This window comes from Alkalicoccus halolimnae (genome assembly GCF_008014775.2).
GTDB classification, from domain to species: Bacteria; Bacillota; Bacilli; order Bacillales; family Salisediminibacteriaceae; genus Alkalicoccus; species Alkalicoccus halolimnae.
On the sequence record NZ_CP144914.1, the window covers coordinates 1,040,084 to 1,059,189 of the forward strand.

The window sequence follows — 19,106 nt, forward strand, 5'->3', positions numbered from 1 at the left end:
GTGAGCACATGTTTACGTTAATAAAAAATGCAGAAATCTATGCGCCGCAGTTTCTCGGTAAAAAGGATGTGCTTTTTACGGAAGGCCGCATTCTCGCCGTTGGAGAGCTTGAAGCTCCGTCCGGATATAAAACAGAAGTCATTGACGGAAGCGGGAAAATACTGATACCGGGCTTAATTGACAGCCACGTTCACATTATCGGCGGGGGCGGAGAAGGCGGCTATCATACGAGGACGCCGGAACTTCAGCTTTCCGATGCCGTCGGTTACGGGATTACGACACTCGTCGGTGTAATCGGAACAGATGGAACGACGCGCACGACAGCGGAATTGATTGCAAAAGCACGCGGGCTCGAAGAAGAAGGCATCAGCTGCTACGTGCATGTCGGCAATTATCACGTGCCTGTACGCACGGTGACAGGGAGCATTGAAGACGATCTGCTGCTGATCGACCGTATTATCGGTGTCGGAGAAGTTGCTGTTAGTGATCACCGGTCGTCCCAGCCGACGACCGAAGAACTTGCAAGACTCGCTTCCAAAGCCCGCATCGGTGGGATGCTTTCCGGAAAAGCAGGAATAGTAAATGTTCACATCGGTGATGGATCTGCGGGACTGCAGCCGCTTCTCGATGTCGTAGAAACGACTGACCTGCCGATTGAAGTTTTCTGTCCTACTCACGTGAACCGGACAGAGAATTTATTCCAGCAGGGTCTCGCGTTTGCTGAAAGGGGAGGAATCATTGATTTCACGACGAGTACGATTCCCTCTTTTCTTGATGGAGGAGAAGTGAAGGCTGCAAAAGCAGTACGCCGTGCTCTGGAAGCGGAAGTTGATCCGGCGCTTATAACGATGACCTCCGACGGACAGGGCAGCCTGCCTTCTTTTAATAAAGAAGGGAAATTCACCGGCCTGCAGGTGGCCAATACCGGATCTTTGTTTGAAGCGCTCCGGGAAGCCGTTTTAGAGGAAAAAGTAAATATTGAGAATGCGGTCAGGACCGTTACCGAAAATCCGGCCCGTATCCTGAAGCTGGTGCAAAAAGGGAAAATAGAACGGGGCGGGGATGCCGATCTTCTGCTCTTGGATAAAGAATGGCATATTACAGATGTTTGGGCTAAAGGCCAAAAAATGGTGAAAGAAGGAACCGTCATTGTAAAAGGAACATTTGAATAAAATATCGGAAAATCAGCCATCTCCCATACACTTGGCTATACAGAAAAATCCCTTACCTAAACATACGGTAAGGGATTTTTTCTATTGGCTCTGTTAAAGCATTCTGTTGTTGATAAATACAGAAAACTCCGCTTCAACCCGCCCGGAAAGCGTCCGCATGGCGGCGAAGGCGGAGGCTCATCGCTTAAATGCTTTATTTTCAAAGCAGCCTTTCTATTTGCTGAGTGGCAGTCCTGCTGTTTTTCCGTTAATCCTTTTCCAGAAAGGGCTTATTAATGTAGTGATACACGACAGCCATAAAAATGGTGCCTCCAAGAATGTTGCCGAGCGTTACTGGCACCAGGTTCCGGACCATTCCTTCAAGCGAAACGGCTTCCGGGTTATCGAGAACAAGAGCAATCGCAAACGTACACATGTTGGCAATGCTGTGCTCGTAGCCGGAAATGAAAAAGCAGAATACGAAAAAGATCATCGCCGTCATTTTTGCAATATCTTCTTTCATAGAAAGAGGTACGAAGAAAGCAAGGCAGATCAGCCAGTTACAGAGAACGGCCCGAAAAAAGAGCTGGGTGACGGGGTCAGTCATTTTCTGCTCTGTTACCGTCAGCAGGAAAGCATTCACATTTGGATCATTGAAAAGGCCGGTCGTATAGATTAAGAAAGCGAAAGTTCCCGCGCCCATGATATTTCCTAAGTATGTATAAGTCCATAACTTCCCTACGGTCCGCCATCGCATTTTTTTGCGCATCGCAGCGTATGTATGGTAAAAAGTATCTCCTGTAAACAAATCAGCTCCGCCATAGGCTATAAGAATAATGGCTACGCTGAATGTAATGCCTGCCATAGGGTACGTCCATGGAGACTGTTCCATATAAAAATAGCTGCCAGTTTTAAAAGCGACAATAACGCCGAAACCAATAAACATGCTGGCGAGCATCGCTCTGACAAGGTAGCGTCCGCGCCCGGTATTGAATATTTTTTCTTTCTTTAAAGCAAGCTTTTCCACTTGCTCAAGCGACTGAATTTCCATTTTACTCCGTCCTTTCTCTCCTGCGATGTCTATACTATACGCCTCCTCTAATAAAAAGAAAATAGACGCAGGAAAGTGTAAGCGCATGCAGTTGTAACTTTTTTTGGATCGGGAAAAACTGCTCTCTTTTTGAGGGGCTGCTCCATAAAAACTTCCTCATTTTCATCAAACTTTCACAAACTTTGTTTATAGTGCATGAAGGAAGGGAGAGTCAGTTTATGAATCAAGGGTGGACGATCGGTCCGTTTACACTTTCTTTTGCGGTTTTGGCAGCGGCTGCAGCTTTTGCAGGAGCTGCTGCTTACATAAAATACGGTTCACCATATCAGGGAAAAGAAAACCGGCAGCTGCGGGAGGTGCTCTACAATGCCTTCGCTTTTGGCCTGATTATCTATCTGTTCGGCAGCGCTGTATTTATGCTCCCCCGGCTGTTTACCGATCCGATGGCGGTACTCAGTTATCCGAGCGGGTTTCAGGAACTGCTTTTAGCGGGCGCTTCAGCCGCGGTTTATCTTTTTTACAGTGTGAAAAAGTATCATCTAAAAGGAAAAGAGGTACTCGGAGCTTTTCTTACGGTTATCATCACGGCAGAAATGATCTTTGTACTGTTTATGCCTCCGGCGGGGTCCTTCTTTTCCTGCTGTTTCAGTACAGGACCACTAATGCCGTTCTTTTCTTATTTATCGGCTGGAGCTTATTTCGCGGGAGCATAGCGCTTTTGGAGCGGAGACCTTCGTTTTTGAATGCAGCTGTACCGGAGTATATATACCCGGTGCTGGCTGCTCCGGGTTTGGTGTGGTTGATTATTTTGTTATTTGGGAGTTCAAAAAGAAAGAAGATCCTGGAAAGTGAAAATTAGTAGATGAACGTCTTTTCTGACTGCATTTTCAGGGGAGTTAAAAACGAAAGAAAAAAGGTGATTGCATGGAAGAATTAAACCAATTAACACTCTGGGCAGCTTTTGCTGCGGGAATTGTATCTTTTATTTCCCCCTGTACGCTTCCCCTGTTCCCGGCTTATTTGTCGTACATTACCGGCATCAGCGTAAAAGAGCTGGAGGCTTCTTCAAATACAAAAGTAAGAAGATCGTTGATGTTCCACACGTTCTTTTTCTTAGCAGGGGTATCCACCATATTTATGGCTCTCGGAGTAGGGGCGACATTTATGGGGCAGTGGCTTCAGGATATTCTCATCGGCTCTTCAGGAAATCTTGTGCAGAGACTTGCCGGTATTTTCATTATTTTTATGGGATTGTTTGTTGCAGGAGTATTCAAGCTGAACAGCCTGATGCAGAACAAACGGTTTACGTTTACGAAAAAGCCTGCTGGTTTTGCGGGGACGACATTTATAGGGATGGGTTTTGCGGCTGGATGGACGCCGTGTATTGGCCCCATTTTCGCCTCCATTCTCGTCCTGTCGGCAAGTGATCCTTCCCAGGGATTCATTTACACCCTTATGTATATAATCGGGTTTGCCCTGCCCTTCTTTATTCTGACTTTCTTTATCGGTTCCACCCGGTGGATTGTCCGTTACAGCGGTCTCATTATGAAAGTGGGCGGAGGCGTGATGATCCTGATGGGCGTACTTTTATTTACCGGGCAGCTGACCGATATCTCAGCTTTTATTCTCCGGATGATTGAAGGGACATGGTTCGAACAATTAGGCTGAAGGAAAGGATGAAAGGCAATGAAAAAATGGATATTTATCGTTATTTTTGCAGGGATGATAGGATGGACGTTTTACAGTACAATCGATTGGCAGGAAGGTTCCGAGGAAGCTTATTCAGAAAATGATTCCAGCGGTAATGGCCCGCCCCCGGTGCCGGAAGAGGAAATAGGGCTCGGCGAAGAAGAATATGCGCCGGACTTCACCCTGGAAACCCTGGATGGGGAGGAAGTTTCTCTTTCGGATTTTCGCGGGGAGAAAAAAGTAATGTTGAATTTCTGGGCCACCTGGTGTCCGCCATGCCGGGCAGAAATGCCGGATATGCAGAACGTGTATGAAGAGCGGGACGATATTGAAATTGTAGCGGTGAACTTGACGGAAACAGAGCCGGGTACCGAGCAGGTAGAAACGTTCAGGGAAGATTTCGGATTAACTTTTCCTATCCTGCTTGACCGCGACGTGGCGGTAGCTGAGCAGTTCGATATCCAGCCGGTACCTACCTCGTATATGATTGATACGAATGGTCAGATTCAGCATATCGCTCTAGGGCCGATGAACGAAGATACGATGACTCAGATTTTTGACGACATGGACTAAACTTACAGAAGCAGCACAGGAAAAGGAGGATCAACATGAAACAGCTTGTACTCGTGGTCGAAGACGATGACATGATCAGAAATCTCATAAAAGTCTATCTTGAAAAAGAAGATTATGAGGTGCTTTTGGCTGCCAATGGGGAAGAAGGGAAATATCTGTTTGAAAAGCATGCGCCGTGTCTTGTCCTCCTCGACCTGATGCTGCCTGAAATAAACGGGGAAGAGCTTTGTGAATGGATCCGCAGCCAGAATCGGAATGAGGTTTCCATCATCATGATTACAGCCAAAACAAGCAGCGAACAAAAAATCAGTGGACTGAAGATGGGAGCGGATGACTATGTATCTAAACCATTCAGCCCCCAGGAACTGATGGCGCGCATTGAGGCAGTGCTCCGACGGGGAGGACAATTCTGTCAGAGGATTGCTCTCAGTGGATTAATTATTAAACCGCGCCGGGGGGAAGTGATTCTTGATAATACAGTGGTACCGATGACAAAATACGAATTCAGTCTGCTTTATTATTTGATGGAAAATCCGGGACTCGTTCTTTCGAGAGATAAACTGCTGGAGCAGATTCATCCGAATGCAGACAGCGAGGTTATGGATCGAACGATAGACGCCCATATTAAAAAGCTCCGTGAGAAAATAGAAAAAATCCCTTCCAGACCAGAACGTATTCAGACCGTCCGGGGAATGGGGTATCGGTTTGTTCCGTAACAGAAGTTTCTCCAGTTTAACCTTCCAGCTTACGATTGTGCACACCCTGATAATTAGTTTCCTTGTCGGGCTCAGCAGTTATTTTATCTACCTTACTGCCTGCAACCTGGTGGATCAGCTTCCTCCCGGAGAGGGAGAAGGCGGTGTTTTTTTCCGTGAGAGGCTGGCTGCTGTACTGTGGGTCGTAATTCCGGTAGTTATTGCCATCGGGGGCTTTTTTCATTACTATTTTTCAAAAAAAATTACGATGCCGCTGCGACAGCTCGGGGACTCTCTCGAGAAATTGAAAGCCGGAAAGTATGAAGAAGAGGTCAGGGTGACGGCTTTTAATGAAGTAGGTATTCTTAGTGGACATATTAACGAATTAAGGGAAAGACTGAAAAGGAACGATGAAGGCCGCAGTAAAATGCTGAGTGATATGGCTCATGATCTGAGGACACCTCTTTCCAACATCAGCGGCTACTTTGAAGCTATGCGCGATGGAGTTATTAAAGGAGATGCGGATTTGTACGCTTCCCTTCACAAAGAGTCGCAGCGTCTTATCGACATGGTGGAAGAGGTGCAGGAGATGAGCAGGTGGAATGAGCAGACTTCAGAGATTCTGCAGCAGAAAAAAGAAGAAGACTTGAAAGCACTTCTTGAAGAAGCAGGGGATTTGTTCCGGTTAAAGTTTGCGGATAAACAGATTCCTTTTGACGTAACTGCCGAGCCTTACCGGACTGTTATCCATAAAGAGGGTATCCAGAAAGCCGTGATCAACCTTCTGCAGAACGCCTATCAGTATTATGAAGGAACTGCTTCTGTTCGATTAAGCGGAAAGGCAGGGAGCAGTTACTACGAAATCATCCTGAAAACCCCAGGCCCTGCTCTTACCGATGAGGACCGACAGTCGATGTTCGATCGGTTTTACCGGGCTGATTCTTCAAGAGCACGCTCATCCGGAGGGACGGGACTTGGACTTGCCATTGTGAAAAATATTATTGAAGATCAGCATTACGGGAAAGTAGAAGTTACGTCGGAAGACAAGGTGCATACTTTTCGGATACAGCTTCCGGATGAAAAAGACGGTAAGGTTCATGGAAACAAAGGAGGCCTTTCCTAAAACTGTTCGAAAAGCAGTTTAATGACGTCAGCAGGTAGAGAAATAACATTCCAATTTCATGGAATGTTATTTCTCAGAGTGTTGAGTAAGTAAAGAAAGAAGTCTATTTATTCTATTCCTTGTATTTTCTCCTCCGCTTACCGGCGGAAGCTTGCCGTGGGGCTTGTCTTCAGCTATTTCCAATGCTTCTCTGCATTGGAAAGGATCTTCAGACGGCGCTTTAACCCCACTGGCGTCCCCGCCGGACACTGCAGAGAAAATCCTCTTTTTTTATAGGAGAAACCTGTAGTACGCTTGTGTTTAAAGCAAAGTCTTTCTTTTTGTTCAGATGCTGGAGCTGTAGAAGGGTGACTTCGGAAGAACGATTCTTTGTTTTATGAAAGGCAGGTCAGCTGAGAGAGTTCCCTCCGGAAATCGACTCTTCGAAAGTGGAAACAGCCAACCGTCTACTTATACAGGAAGAATTACTTTGTAAACAGCCTGAGAAATAACATTCCAATTTCATGGAATGTTATTTCTCTATTTTTTGCTGTTTGAATCAATTTCATAATATTCTTTTCAAGCTATTTTAACGAACAGTTTATCAATTTATAGTTTGAATATTCGTATATAAATTCCGATGATTGAAACGGAAGACGGCGACTCCGGAGGGATGAAGCGAAGTCTGAAAATCCATTCTTCCAGTGTAAAGCACTGGAAGAATTAGTTGAAGACGAGCCCCGCGGAAAGCGTCCGTCTGAAGTGAAAATCATTCACAATGTTCGGAAATCCTTTTATTACAGCGACTTATGAAATTGATTCGTTTAAATTATCTTTTCTTATTTCATAAACAACAGTATCAGGGCTGATACCTATGGGAAAGGCGTGCAGATCCTCCCCGTCCGGTAAGCGGCCCTCAAGGGAGAAATTTTTCATAACAAAATAATATTTCAAGGCGCTGAAGCATCTGCTGCAGAGCTTATTTTTCTGAAAATATCGAAAATATGGTATGATAGTAGCATTATGAAATTAAAGAATCGTTTTGTACAATTTGCCTCCAGCGATACCACAAAGAAATCATCTCTTAAGCAGAGTGACTGTCGAACAGAATCCTTTCAGTCCGGGCTTGTAAACTTGCTTATTAGGCCTCAGCTTAAAGAAATACGCCGAGGGGCTGTTAGAGACCTGCGGCGAAGCTTATTCTTATTGAAAATAAAAATTGTACATAATTAAAAAATAAAGAAGGAAAAAGATGGTATTTATAGAATGATTGTTTATGTAATAAAATATTAGGATTTATTCACTTGAATGTACTTCATAATACAGGTTCGTATGTATAAAGAGGATCATTCGATAATACCTCCGTTACAGACGGACGCTTTCCTGATTACTTGTCTTCTGCTGACTTTTGTGAGAACTCTTTCGCTGAAGCGGGTGTTTAAGACGTTGCTGATCCTCCGGAAATCACCGCCTTTCCATGCGATTTCATAAATAAAACGAACGTTAAGATGTAGAATTACAGAAATACAAGTATATTCCTTCAGGGCGCACACATACGAAAATGATTCACTTAAGTGAACGTTCGCATCGCCAATTTATTCAGAGGAGGAAAAGCATGAAAATTTGGTCTGCTTTATGGATAGTATTTTTATTTGCTCTGCCGATCTCTGCTCATGCTTCTCCTCTGATTGATCTTGATCAGGTCGATGAAAAAGTGAATATCCATTCCAACATGGAAATCATGGAAGATGAGGCCGGCAGCTGGACCGTCCGGGAAATTGCAGATGGCGAAGCGGAGAACGAATTTACCGTTTCCGAAAGGGGGGCTCCGAGTTTCGGATACTCCGAATCGGTGTACTGGGTGCGTTTTACGGTCGATCCTTCCTCTGTAGAGGACGTCTGGTATTTGAAACTGGACAATCCTGCGATGGATGAAGTAGAGCTGTACGAAGAAAGTTCTGGTTCATTGATCAGGAGAGCAGCAGGGGATCTCTATCCGTATGCCATGCGGGATATGAATAACCGGATGTTTGTTTTCAAGATGGATTATGTGGACGCAGAAGAGCCGATTGACTATGTGATGCGCTTTGAGTCAGCCGGTGCGATGCAGCTGCCGCTTACTCTCTATGATCAGTCGGCCTACAGCGATTCAACGCAGCTGGATTATTTGATCATGGGACTGCTTGTTGGACTGGCAGCTGTAATGGCTATATACAATCTGTTCATCTACTTCAGCACCCGCAGCGGCAGTTATTTATACTACGTTCTCTTTATTATCGTGAATTTAATAACTTTTCTGTCGTTTACCGGACTCGCTTATCAATTTCTGTGGCCGGAAGCTGTCTGGTGGAACAACCGCTCGATTATCTTCTTTATGATTCTTTCGAATATGATGGCCCTATTATTTGCGAGGAGTTTTCTGGAATTAAAAAAACGACTGCCCCGGGCAGAGAAATATTTTTACGGGGCTATAATTGTTAATGGAGCAATCCTCATTATCTGGTACTTTTCTTATTCTCTGGCTCTGAACCTGACTGTGCTGGCTGCGGTTTCCACGATCGTTTTTGTCATTACGATCGGATTTGCTGCATACAGGCAGGGATTCAGGCCGGCTGTATATTTTCTTGTCGCCTGGCAGTTTTTCGTATTTGGTGTCCTGATTTCTGTTTTTACTGATCTGGGTATAGTTCCTTACACCTTTTTCACGAAATATGCATGGCAGATTCTTACTTCCGTGGAACTTGTTCTTTTTTCCTTTGCGCTGGCGGACAAGATAAATATGATTCGCTTGGAAAAAGAGGAAGCGAAACAGGAAGCACTTGATACGCTGCGGAAAACTGATGAGTTAAAAACGGAATTTTTAACGGTGACCTCCCACGAACTGCGGACGCCGCTTCATGGAATGATTGGACTGGCAGAGTCGCTGAAAGAAGAAGTCGCAGGCCCTGTCAATAAAGAAATGCATAGAAACTTAGATATGATCATAAAAAGCGGCAGGCGGCTCTCTTTATTAATAAGCGATATAACCGACTTCTCCCGTCTTGAAAAAAAGGATCTTTCTATAGACACAGAAGAAGTGGATTTGGCGGAAGCTATTGATATCGTCGTACAGATGACTTCAGAAATGACGGAGGAACGAGAGCTTACCATTGTCAATGAAGCGAAAGAGCTGCCGCTCGTTCTCGCTGATGAGCAACGGATTCAACAGGTGCTTTTCAACCTTTTATACAACGCCATAAAATATACGCCTTCCGGAGAAGTAAGAATCAGTGCTGAAAGAGGGAAGGAAACAGTTACTATATTCATCTCCGACACCGGAATCGGTATTCCGGAAGAGGAAATCGAGACAGTGTTCAATCCTTTTCAACGGGGGAAAAATGCTTCCGCTGCTTATAAGGAAGGAGTGGGCATTGGATTAAATCTCGCGAAAAAAATGATAGAACATCAGGGAGGAGAACTCCGTCTTCAGTCGAAAATAGGAAAAGGCTCCACTTTTTCCTTTTCTCTGCCTCTTTCAGGAAAATCAATTCCAGTAAAAGCAGAAGAAGAGAAAGGAGTGATTTTATCGGAACCAAAACATCGTCCAGGTCGGAAACGTATTCTACTTGCGGATGATGAACCCGTAAATGTTCAGGTTATCATGAACTTCCTGGAACTCGATGGCTACGAAGTAACTCCCGTAATGAACGGTAAGGATATTCTTACGGCTGTGAAACGAAAAACGTTCGACCTGGTCATTCTCGACATGATGATGCCGGAACTTTCCGGATATAATACGTGTAAAATTTTAAGAAAAAAATATTCGATGACGGAACTCCCGATTTTAATGCTCACTGCTCAAAATAAGGTGGAAGACCGGATTGCGTCCTATGAGGCAGGAGCGAATGATTATTTAGTAAAACCGGCAGACAGGAAAGAGCTTCTCATCCGGGTAAAGACCCATCTCCAGCATGCAGAGGCAGTAAGTGAACTCGAAAAAAGAAAGGCGGACCTGGAGAAAATGAATATGGTTCTGGAGGAAAGGGTGGAAATCCGCACTCAGGAACTGGAGGCAGCCAATCAGGATCTTCAGTGCAAAAATGCACAGCTGAAAGATATGGAAGCTTCGAGACAGCAAATGCTGTCCAATATTTCCCACGAACTGGGGACGCCGATTACTTTTCTGCAGAATTATGTACAGACGGTCCGGGAAGGTTATATAGCTGCCGATGATGAGGTTTATTTAACGCTTGTTCAGAAAAAAGTAAAAATGCTTGAGCGGTTAATTAACGATCTTTATGAACTTGTAAAGCTGGAATCAGGGACGTTAAACGTTCAATTAGAACCCGTCGATTTTCATTCATGGATAACAGAACTTCACGAATCATACTCCCTTGAAGCAGCCCAGGAAGGGTGGGATTTTCCTGATCCCGTCATTAATATGGGGCCTGACGACCAGAAAATTATCGTCGAGGTTGATAAAGAAAGAATGAATCAGGTATTTCAAAACATTTTAAGTAATGCTGTGAAGCATGCAGAATCCGGGGGAGAGATCTTCATGAAGGCGGAGCTGAGAGAAAACACAGAATCAGATTCCGGAGGGGAAGTCGTTATTCACATAACGGATAATGGCCTCGGCATCGACAGAGAACAGCTGAATAATATTTTTGAGCGTTTTTACCGGGCTCCAAAAGAAGGTGGACAAAAAGAGGGAAGCGGCCTCGGCCTAGCTATTACGAGAGGGATAATCACCCGCCACGGAGGAGAAATCTGGGCGGAAAGCGAGATAGGAAAAGGTACAACTATCAGCTTTTCCCTGCCGGTACGATTGATCAAAGCGGCAGCAAGTGGAAGGGGGAATATTTATGAAAAAAAATAAAATACTGATTGTAGAAGACGATGAAGATATACGTGCCCTCACGGCGCTTTATTTGGAAAAGAAAGGATACGAAGTGGAAGGCACCGGGAAGGGTCTGGATGCGATAGAAAAAGTGAAGAAAACTGACTACGAGCTGATTCTGCTGGATGTGATGCTGCCGGGAATCCATGGATTTGACGTCTGTAAAAAAATGCGTGAACGGACAGAGAGCCCGATTATCTTTTTAAGCAGTAAACGATCATCGGAGGACAAAATAGCTGGTCTTAATGCGGGCGGTGATGATTATTTAACAAAACCATATGACCTGGACGAGCTCGAAGCCCGGATTAAAGCGAATCTGAGGCGGGGAAAAAACGAACCGGAACAGCATCTGATTACGGGAGGGCCATTAACCGTGAATACCGGCACGTATGAAGTGCATAAAAACAATCAGAAGATATCGCTCTACGCGAAAGAATTTCAGCTTTTAGAGTTTTTAATGAAAAATAAAGGCCGGGTGTACAGCGCCGAGCAGATATATGACCGGATCTGGGGGAATGACAGTTTTGGTGATCTGAAGACAGTCACCGTGCATATACGCAATCTGCGGAAAAAAATAGAAGATAATCCTCATGAACCCCTCCTTATTAAAACGATACGCGGTTTCGGATATAAATTTGAAAAAAATTAAAAAGGAAAATTTTTCATTTTTTTAACTTTGTTTTAACCTTTGTTTTGTATACTGAACAATATAAAGTCGAAGTCGCCGCTTATTCTGCAAAAATGTTGGGAAGGGAGGGAAGTTAATATTTAAGGGTAGAAAAAGGCAAACCTGCTGAAAGGCAGGGACGCAAAGCCACGGATCTACGGGCTGGACACCTAGGATAGCCGGGCTGCCTATGCAGGTAATAAACTACTATAGCATAGGGTGGGATAAATTATGGACAGAAATTGGAATGCTGAGGCGTGGGCGGAACTGATGCTGGAGGCAAAAAAAATAGGACTGTCTCCTAAAGACGTAAAAGAATTTATCCGTTTGAGAAAGCTGAATGAGTTTAATATAAATACCCAATCGAAAGAAAAACATATTTAAGGGGGAAAAGCCTGATTTCAAATGAGCAACGTTGAAATCAGGCTTTTTTGTATATTCTTTCCCAAATGATATTTACGAAAAAAAATAATGTGTTATACTATTTTTATTAGTATGACACATTCTAAAAGAGGTGGCTTTCTATTGTGAAAAAAGTGTTTATCGTATCCGATTCATTAGGAGAAACGGCAGACCGCATGGTGGGGGCGGCCCTGAAACAATTTGACGTAAATAACGTAGAAATCAGACGTTTTCCCCATGTGACGACGGAAAAGAAAGTAGAGCGGCTCGTGAAAGAAGCGGAACAGTCGAAGTCGCTGATTGCCTATACGATCGTCGTGGAATCTCTGCGAAGGTATATGAAAGAACTGGCCGCACAGAAAGGCATTGAGGCAGTAAATTTACTGGAACCGCTGCTTCACTCCATGGAAAAAACGTTTGAATCGGCCCCTAAAAAAGAGCCGGGAATGATGCATAAATTAGACGAAGAATATTTCCGCAGGATTGAAGCAGTGGAATTTGCTGTGAAATATGATGATGCACAGGACACATCTGGAATTTTAAAAGCAGATCTCGTACTTATCGGAGTTTCGCGGACATCGAAAACGCCGCTGTCGATGTATCTTGCCCACAAACAGTTTAAAGTGGCCAACGTACCGCTCGTTCCGGAAGTGAAGGTGCCCGACGAACTTTACCAGCTTCCGCGTGAACGATGCGTCGGCCTCGTTATTTCCCCGCAGAAGCTTAACAGTATCCGCCGCGTGCGGCTTCGGACGATGGGGTTAAAAGAAGAAGCAGACTATGCGAGCATGGACAGAATTTTAAAAGAAATTGATTACGCGGAAAACATTATGAAACGGGTCGGATGTCCGATCATTAACGTTTCTGATAAAGCAGTAGAAGAAACAGCAAGCTACATTCTGGAGTTTCTAAAAGTAGAAAGGAGTGCTGACTCGTGAAACAGGCCGTATACATGTTCGAAGAAGGAAGTCAGGAAATGCGCAATATTCTTGGAGGAAAAGGAGCCAATCTTGCGGAGATGACGCGGATCGGTCTTCCGGTGCCGGAAGGATTTACTGTGTCGACCGATGCATGCAAAGACTACTATGCAAACGAGGCGCAGCTGTCTGTTAAAGTGAAGCAGGAACTTTTTGCAGCACTCAGGAAGCTTGAAGATAAAACAGGAAAAAAGCTCGGGGCAGTGGACCAGCCGCTGTTCGTATCTGTCCGCTCTGGAGCCGTTTTCTCGATGCCGGGAATGATGGATACAGTATTAAACCTCGGCATGAATGACGATACCGTGGAAGGCATGACACGCCTTACCGGCAATGCCCGTTTTTCCTATGATTCCTACAGACGCTTTATTCAGATGTTCAGTGACGTCGTTCTCGGAGTGGAAACGTACTTTTTTGAGCGGGAGCTGGAGCGCTACCGGGCAGAAAAAGGCTACAGCACGGATCCGGAGATGTCCGCAGACGACTGGAAAGCGATTATCGAGACCTATAAAGGCATCGTGCTTGATCATACAGACGAACCGTTCCCGGAAGATCCGCACCGGCAGCTGCTTTTGTCGATCGAAGCGGTGTTTGATTCCTGGAATAATGACCGCGCACAGATTTACCGCCGTCTTAATAAAATTCCCCACGATCTCGGAACCGCTGTCACGATTCAAAGCATGGTATTCGGGAACATGGGAGAAGATTCCGGGACCGGCGTTGCCTTTACGAGGGATCCATCTTCCGGGGAAGGAATTTTGTACGGCGAATACTTAGTAAATGCCCAGGGAGAAGACGTAGTGGCCGGTATCCGCACGCCTCAGCCAATTGCGACGCTGAAAGACGTCATGCCGGATGTATATGAACAGTTCGCTTCGACATGCAACCGTCTGGAAGCCCACTACGGAGATATGCAGGACATTGAATTTACTGTTGAAAGCGGAAAGTTATATCTTCTGCAGACGAGAAACGGCAAGCGCACGGCTCAGGCCGCAGTCAAAATCGCGGTGGATATGAAAAAAGAAAATGTCCTTACGAAAGAAGAGGCGCTTCTGCGCGTCAATCCGGATCAGCTCAACCATCTTCTTCACCGGCGAATAGATGAAAACTATGAGCGGAACAGTCTGATTAAAGGTCTCCCTGCCTCTCCTGGAGCAGCCACAGGAAAAGTCGTCTTTACAGCAGACGATGCCGATTTATGCGCGAAAAAAGGAGAAAAGGTGATCCTCGTCCGTCCGGAAACAACTCCTGATGATATTCACGGTATTATCGCTTCGGAAGCAGTTGTGACAAGCCGGGGAGGCATGACGAGCCACGCAGCCGTCGTTGCCCGCGGCATGGGAAAAGCTTGTATCTGCGGCTGTGACGGTCTGAAAATTAATCTGGAAGATAAACAGTTTTCCGTGAACGGGCAGATTGTCCAATACTTCGACACGATTACGATTGACGGATCGACAGGCGAAGTCTTTCTCGGGGAAGTACCGATGATGGAGCCGGAGCTTTCCGGGGAATTTCAGGAGCTGCTCGTCTGGTCTGATGAGCTGCGCCGCATGGGAGTCCGCTCCAATGCAGACAATCCGCACGACGCAGCCAAGTCGCGCGAACTTGGAGCAGAAGGCATCGGCCTGTGCCGTACGGAGCATATGTTTATGGATCCTGCCCGAATCCCGATCGTTCAGGAAATGATTCTTGCAGATACGCAGACCGAACGTGAAAAGGCGCTTGAAAAGCTGCTGCCGATGCAGCAGGAAGATTTCACGGGTATATTCAAGGAAATGGCCGGACTTCCCGTGACGATCCGTCTGCTCGATCCGCCGCTGCATGAATTTCTTCCGGATAAAGAAGAGCTGCTCGTCGATCTGACGAAACTGCAGATAACGGATCCGGCTTCTCCTCAGCTTAAGGAAAAGCAGAAACTGATGAGGAAACTGCGGGAACTCGATGAATTTAATCCGATGCTCGGCCACCGCGGCTGCAGGCTGGGGATGACACATCCGGAAATTTATGAAATGCAGGCAAAAGCGGTGTTCTATGCCGCCGCCGATCTGGCGGGGCAGGGACAGGAAGTGAAACCGGAAGTGATGATTCCGCTCGTCGGGCATGTGAATGAATTAAAAGCAATGCGCCTCGTTGTGGAAAATGCCGCGCAGGTGGTAGCTGAAGAAACCGGACAGAAGCTCGATTACACGGTCGGCACGATGATCGAAGTCCCGCGTGCGGCCCTCACGGCAGACGAAATAGCCGCCGAAGCAGATTTCTTTTCTTTCGGAACAAATGACCTGACCCAGACGACGTTCGGTTACAGCCGCGACGATGCCGAAGGGAAATTCCTGACCCGCTACGTCGAAACGGAAGTCCTCGAAGCGAATCCATTTATGGAAATCGACCGCAAAGGCGTCGGGAAACTCGTGGAGATGGGCGTCAATCTGGGCCGCGGAACAAAACCGGGGCTGAAGACCGGTATTTGCGGCGAACACGGGGGAGATCCTCATTCGATTCAGTTCTGCGAAAATCAGGGACTCGACTACGTAAGCTGTTCGCCTTTCCGTGTTCCTGTGGCAAGACTCGCCGCTGCCCAGGCGGCGATTATGGCACAGCAGAAAGCAGCTGCTGCTGATAAATCTGTGCGGAAGGCTTTATAGCTTTCAATACCGTCTGAATGTAAGCATCTTACAGCACTCGAAATAGGCTTTCATGGTGATATATAGATCATCATGAAGGCCTATTTTATGTTTTTTCCGTCAAAGTCAGCTTTCACAGAGTCATTTTTAAAGGAAGAAATTAGTACCTAGTAATAGAATCACGTACAGGTTATAATAGAGGAAATGACGGACAGAAAGTGAGAGGATAGCGATGCCAAACAAACGAATAGCCTGGGTGACCGACAGCACGGCTTATATTACCGAAGAGCTTGCTGCGCACCCCGACGTGTACGTTCTGCCGCTTTCTATAACCTTTAACGATGATACGTATGAAGACGGAGTCGATTTGACTTCGGATGAACTGTACAAAAAAATCCGCGCGGACAAAGAAGTCCCTAAAACTTCGCAGCCGCCGGCGGGAAGATTTGCAGAACTTTACGACATCCTGAAAGAAAAATACGACGCCGCAGTCTCGGTGCATATTTCAAGTCAGCTGAGCGGAACGTATTCCAGCGCTCTGCAGGGGCAGGAAATTTCCGGTTTTCAGGTCGAGGTGGTCGATTCCCTTTCTATGTCCTATGCGATTACGACGTTGATCGAAAGAGGGATGAAGCAGGCCGGGGAAGGTGTGGATCCGGCGACAATTGGTGAAAACCTGCAGGCAGAAGCGAAACGGTCTGAATGCTACGTGCTCCTCGGAAGTCTGGAGCAGTTTTATAAAGGCGGGCGCATGTCCGGAGCTTCGTATCTTATCGGCAACCTGTTGAAAGTAAAGCCGATTATTAAGATCACGAACGAAGGAACGTTCGAAGTTTTCCAAAAAGTCCGCTCCGAGAAAAAAGCGATTCGGCGTATGGCGGAGCTGCTTGGAGAAGCAAGGAAAGTTCATACGATTCACGGTGTACAGATTATGCACGGAAACGCTCCTGCAAAGGCTGCGGAACTAAAGCAGCTGGTCGAGGAGAAGTTTGCTGATCTGGATATTGTTGTAGGAGAAATCAGTTCCACTATTGCCGTTCATGCGGGCGAAGGCACCCTCGGCATGGTCTGGCATAACGAAGAAGCTTAATAAAACGACCGGTTCTGGTCAAAAGAGAGCAGCTCGCGACACTTGTTGTCGGAGCTGCTCTCTTTCTTATTCCGTCTGTGGGAGCTTTTTTTGTATCGACGGATTAGCAGTGACTTAAAAATATAAGTCGGGGAAGGCGCTTCTTTTTAGTGCTGCGATTTTCTAAACACCTTTTCCGCCTGGGCTTTAGGGGAGAGGAGGGTGGTCTCCTGTGGGTCTTCCAGGAGGTTTTGTTTCAGACCGGCTTCGCGGATCAGGCGGTAGGCTTCTCTGTCAGAAAGGTGAAATTGGGCGGCAAGAAAAGCTGCTGTCTGCGATAAATAATCATCCCGTTCACGCCTCGTCCACATGGAGAAATCCTTTCTGAATCGACACCCTGCTTCCCGGGCTCACCCCATTTCGTTCGACGAATCCGGGCGGCAGTTCCACCACGCTTTTTGCATGTTTTACAGGCAGAATGAGACGCCACGGCTTCACTTCTTCTTTTACAGCGATAATCTGCTGCGAAGCATCCAGAAACAGCACGTCGATGCTCGTTCTCATAAAAAACATATGGATCGAATTGCACGGAGTGATCCATAATGCCTCAGTAACCTCCGGTACGAACATCAATCCTTTAAAGCGGCTTCCGAACGTATCAGCTAAGCGGATGGGCAGCTGTTCCATCGTATTCCTCCTAGAGTTATTAAGTAATATTTTTATTATTACACAGGTTCTTTTTAATGAATACAAAAACATGAAAAGCCCGAAAGATATTACTGGGAATTGCAGATGCACAGCTGAAAACGAAAGAGTATGGCATAAAGCATAGGGGCTACTAAGTGAAATAATTCACAAAGTATTCAGTTGGACTATGCATAATCAGAGATAATTTTGACATTAAATCTCTCACAAATCTCTGAAAAATGTTATAAATAGGTCTTAAGTACCTTACCTTGTTCACTTTAATGAATTATTATAAGAAATAAGAAAGAGTCGTTAGCAGCATTTGACAATTCATTTAAAACTATACAGGAGGCGTTCACTATGGTGGATATTTTTAAGCAGTTAGTTACAGAAGAAGAAGGACAGGGCATGGCGGAGTATGCGTTAATTCTTGCAGGAGTAGCGGTAGTCGTTATTGCCGTTATTATGACTCTAGGTGACACAATTGCCAACTTCTTCCAGGATGATGTTATTAGTGAGTTCGATACTGGCACTGAAACTGAAACTGAAACTGGCACTTGATGATTATAGTGTGTCTTTCTGAGGCACAGGAAGGAAAGAGCTGTCCTAGCGCCTGCGCTGGGCGGCTCTTTTTTCGGTAGGAAGGAGGAAAATTTGTGTCTCTTTTTATAATAGTTATTCTGGCGGCCGTACTCGGCATTTCTTTTTTTACCGATATTGCGTCGCGGAGAATCTTAAATATAGTGACATTTCCGGCGATGCTTCTCGGTTTTCTTTATTATACGCTTGCTGGCGGACTGGAAGGTTTTCTTTTCAGCGGTGCAGGCTTTCTAACCGGGCTGGCTGTCCTTTTTATTCCCTTTGCTTTAGGCGGGATGGGAGCGGGAGACGTCAAGCTGATGGCGGCTGTAGGAGCACTAGCGGGTACAGGTTTTGTTCTGGCAACATTTGTGCTTGGAGCTATCATCGGTGGATTCCTCGCATTATTTATACTTCTGAAAAAACAGGGGCTTCTTTCTTCAATGAAAGCTGTTTTTTATTTTATTCCTTTTATAAAGGGAGGAAGCCTGCAGGGGATTCGTCAGACTGCAAAAACTACAACCATGCCCTACGGGGTGTCAATAGTGCTCGGTGCAGTAATGGCCTATGCAGGAGGGTTCGGACTATGAAAAGCGAACGAGGTCAGTCGATGGTGGAGTTTGCTTTAGTCGTCCCGCTTCTTATTATCCTTTTGTTTGGAATCGTTGATGTAAGCCGTCTTTTCCATGCTTCGCTTACGATGGACCATGCAGGCAGAGAAGCTGCCCGGGCTGCCTCTCTGCAGCTCAGTGATGCAGAAGTCATCGGGACAGCTGTAGACAGCGGTTCCAGCATTTCACTGGCTTCCGGTCATGTAGACATTTCTCCCGGGGCAGGTGCCCGAATGTCCGGAGAGAGGGTGACGATTACCATTACGTATCCGGTGGATTTTCTAACACCGGTAATTGGAAATATGGCTGGTTCATTTGAGCTTACGAACACGACAGTGATGAGGGTGGAGTGATTG

General features: G+C 45.9%; 18 protein-coding genes and 1 riboswitch. Of the genes, 15 read left to right on the plus strand and 3 right to left on the minus strand.

All coding sequences use genetic code 11. The features are described from left to right. Nucleotides 1-8: 8 nt before the first annotated feature. A complete protein-coding gene (iadA, locus tag FTX54_RS04585; protein ID WP_147803236.1) occupies nucleotides 9-1,172 on the plus strand; it encodes a beta-aspartyl-peptidase in 1,164 nt (387 codons plus the stop codon). Between the two features lie 247 nt (nucleotides 1,173-1,419). Here the strand turns inward: iadA and FTX54_RS04590 are convergent, their stop codons facing one another. Beyond that, on the minus strand, nucleotides 1,420-2,202 hold the full coding sequence (locus FTX54_RS04590; RefSeq protein ID WP_147803368.1) for a formate/nitrite transporter family protein: 783 nt from the start codon (nucleotides 2,200-2,202) through the stop codon (nucleotides 1,420-1,422). A 218-nt stretch (nucleotides 2,203-2,420) separates the two neighbouring features. On the opposite strand from FTX54_RS04590, the gene FTX54_RS04595 reads away from it, so the two are divergent. The 11 genes from FTX54_RS04595 to FTX54_RS04645 all read left to right on the plus strand — a co-directional run bounded on the left by FTX54_RS04595 (nucleotide 2,421) and on the right by FTX54_RS04645 (nucleotide 16,894). Then, entirely contained in the window at nucleotides 2,421-2,915 is a 495-nt protein-coding gene (locus tag FTX54_RS04595) for a hypothetical protein (protein WP_147803235.1), read from the plus strand. A gap of 211 nt (nucleotides 2,916-3,126) precedes the next feature. Continuing rightward, nucleotides 3,127-3,870, plus strand: a complete 744-nt coding sequence (locus FTX54_RS04600; protein WP_147803234.1) for a cytochrome c biogenesis CcdA family protein — start codon at nucleotides 3,127-3,129, stop codon at nucleotides 3,868-3,870. Between the two features lie 18 nt (nucleotides 3,871-3,888). Then, nucleotides 3,889-4,464: a peroxiredoxin family protein gene (locus tag FTX54_RS04605; RefSeq protein ID WP_147803233.1), complete on the plus strand. Its 576-nt coding sequence runs from the start codon at nucleotides 3,889-3,891 to the stop codon at nucleotides 4,462-4,464. A 35-nt stretch (nucleotides 4,465-4,499) separates the two neighbouring features. Continuing rightward, nucleotides 4,500-5,180, plus strand: coding sequence for a response regulator transcription factor (locus FTX54_RS04610; RefSeq protein ID WP_147803232.1), 681 nt, complete (start codon nucleotides 4,500-4,502; stop codon nucleotides 5,178-5,180). Continuing rightward, the gene (locus FTX54_RS04615; RefSeq protein ID WP_187254490.1) at nucleotides 5,170-6,282 is read left to right on the plus strand and encodes a sensor histidine kinase; all 1,113 of its coding nucleotides are present in this window, start codon (nucleotides 5,170-5,172) and stop codon (nucleotides 6,280-6,282) included. The genes FTX54_RS04610 and FTX54_RS04615 overlap by 11 nt, the downstream gene beginning before the upstream one ends. Before the next feature lie 1,594 nt (nucleotides 6,283-7,876). Then, nucleotides 7,877-11,119, plus strand: coding sequence for an ATP-binding protein (locus FTX54_RS04620; protein WP_187254489.1), 3,243 nt, complete (start codon nucleotides 7,877-7,879; stop codon nucleotides 11,117-11,119). Further along, complete coding sequence (locus FTX54_RS04625; protein WP_147803229.1) at nucleotides 11,106-11,789, plus strand: response regulator transcription factor; 684 nt, start codon at nucleotides 11,106-11,108, stop codon at nucleotides 11,787-11,789. The genes FTX54_RS04620 and FTX54_RS04625 overlap by 14 nt, the downstream gene beginning before the upstream one ends. Before the next feature lie 124 nt (nucleotides 11,790-11,913). Then, nucleotides 11,914-11,999, plus strand: a riboswitch (cyclic di-GMP riboswitch). A gap of 39 nt (nucleotides 12,000-12,038) precedes the next feature. Further along, nucleotides 12,039-12,191, plus strand: a complete 153-nt coding sequence (gene sinI / locus FTX54_RS04630; protein ID WP_147803228.1) for a DNA-binding anti-repressor SinI — start codon at nucleotides 12,039-12,041, stop codon at nucleotides 12,189-12,191. 140 nt (nucleotides 12,192-12,331) lie between these two features. Further along, on the plus strand, nucleotides 12,332-13,147 hold the full coding sequence (locus FTX54_RS04635; protein WP_147803227.1) for a pyruvate, water dikinase regulatory protein: 816 nt from the start codon (nucleotides 12,332-12,334) through the stop codon (nucleotides 13,145-13,147). Further along, complete coding sequence (gene ppdK, locus FTX54_RS04640; RefSeq protein WP_147803226.1) at nucleotides 13,144-15,825, plus strand: pyruvate, phosphate dikinase; 2,682 nt, start codon at nucleotides 13,144-13,146, stop codon at nucleotides 15,823-15,825. Before FTX54_RS04635 ends, ppdK begins: the two co-directional genes overlap by 4 nt. A 211-nt stretch (nucleotides 15,826-16,036) precedes the next feature. Next, a complete protein-coding gene (locus FTX54_RS04645; protein ID WP_147803225.1) occupies nucleotides 16,037-16,894 on the plus strand; it encodes a DegV family protein in 858 nt (285 codons plus the stop codon). A gap of 146 nt (nucleotides 16,895-17,040) precedes the next feature. Here the strand turns inward: FTX54_RS04645 and FTX54_RS04650 are convergent, their stop codons facing one another. Together FTX54_RS04650 and FTX54_RS04655 are read right to left on the minus strand one after the other, a co-directional pair. Further along, on the minus strand, nucleotides 17,041-17,244 hold the full coding sequence (locus tag FTX54_RS04650) for a hypothetical protein (RefSeq protein ID WP_147803224.1): 204 nt from the start codon (nucleotides 17,242-17,244) through the stop codon (nucleotides 17,041-17,043). Next, complete coding sequence (locus tag FTX54_RS04655) at nucleotides 17,228-17,560, minus strand: DUF192 domain-containing protein (protein ID WP_187254488.1); 333 nt, start codon at nucleotides 17,558-17,560, stop codon at nucleotides 17,228-17,230. Before FTX54_RS04655 ends, FTX54_RS04650 begins: the two co-directional genes overlap by 17 nt. A gap of 360 nt (nucleotides 17,561-17,920) precedes the next feature. On the opposite strand from FTX54_RS04655, the gene FTX54_RS04660 reads away from it, so the two are divergent. From FTX54_RS04660 to FTX54_RS04670, 3 genes are all read left to right on the plus strand, one after another. Next, nucleotides 17,921-18,121 (plus strand): Flp family type IVb pilin, encoded by a 201-nt coding sequence (locus tag FTX54_RS04660; RefSeq protein ID WP_147803222.1) that lies wholly within the window; start codon nucleotides 17,921-17,923, stop codon nucleotides 18,119-18,121. Nucleotides 18,122-18,216: 95 nt separating this feature from the next. Further along, on the plus strand, nucleotides 18,217-18,729 hold the full coding sequence (locus FTX54_RS04665; protein ID WP_246125586.1) for an A24 family peptidase: 513 nt from the start codon (nucleotides 18,217-18,219) through the stop codon (nucleotides 18,727-18,729). After that, nucleotides 18,726-19,103: a TadE/TadG family type IV pilus assembly protein gene (locus FTX54_RS04670; RefSeq protein WP_147803221.1), complete on the plus strand. Its 378-nt coding sequence runs from the start codon at nucleotides 18,726-18,728 to the stop codon at nucleotides 19,101-19,103. Before FTX54_RS04665 ends, FTX54_RS04670 begins: the two co-directional genes overlap by 4 nt. Nucleotides 19,104-19,106 lie beyond the last annotated feature (3 nt).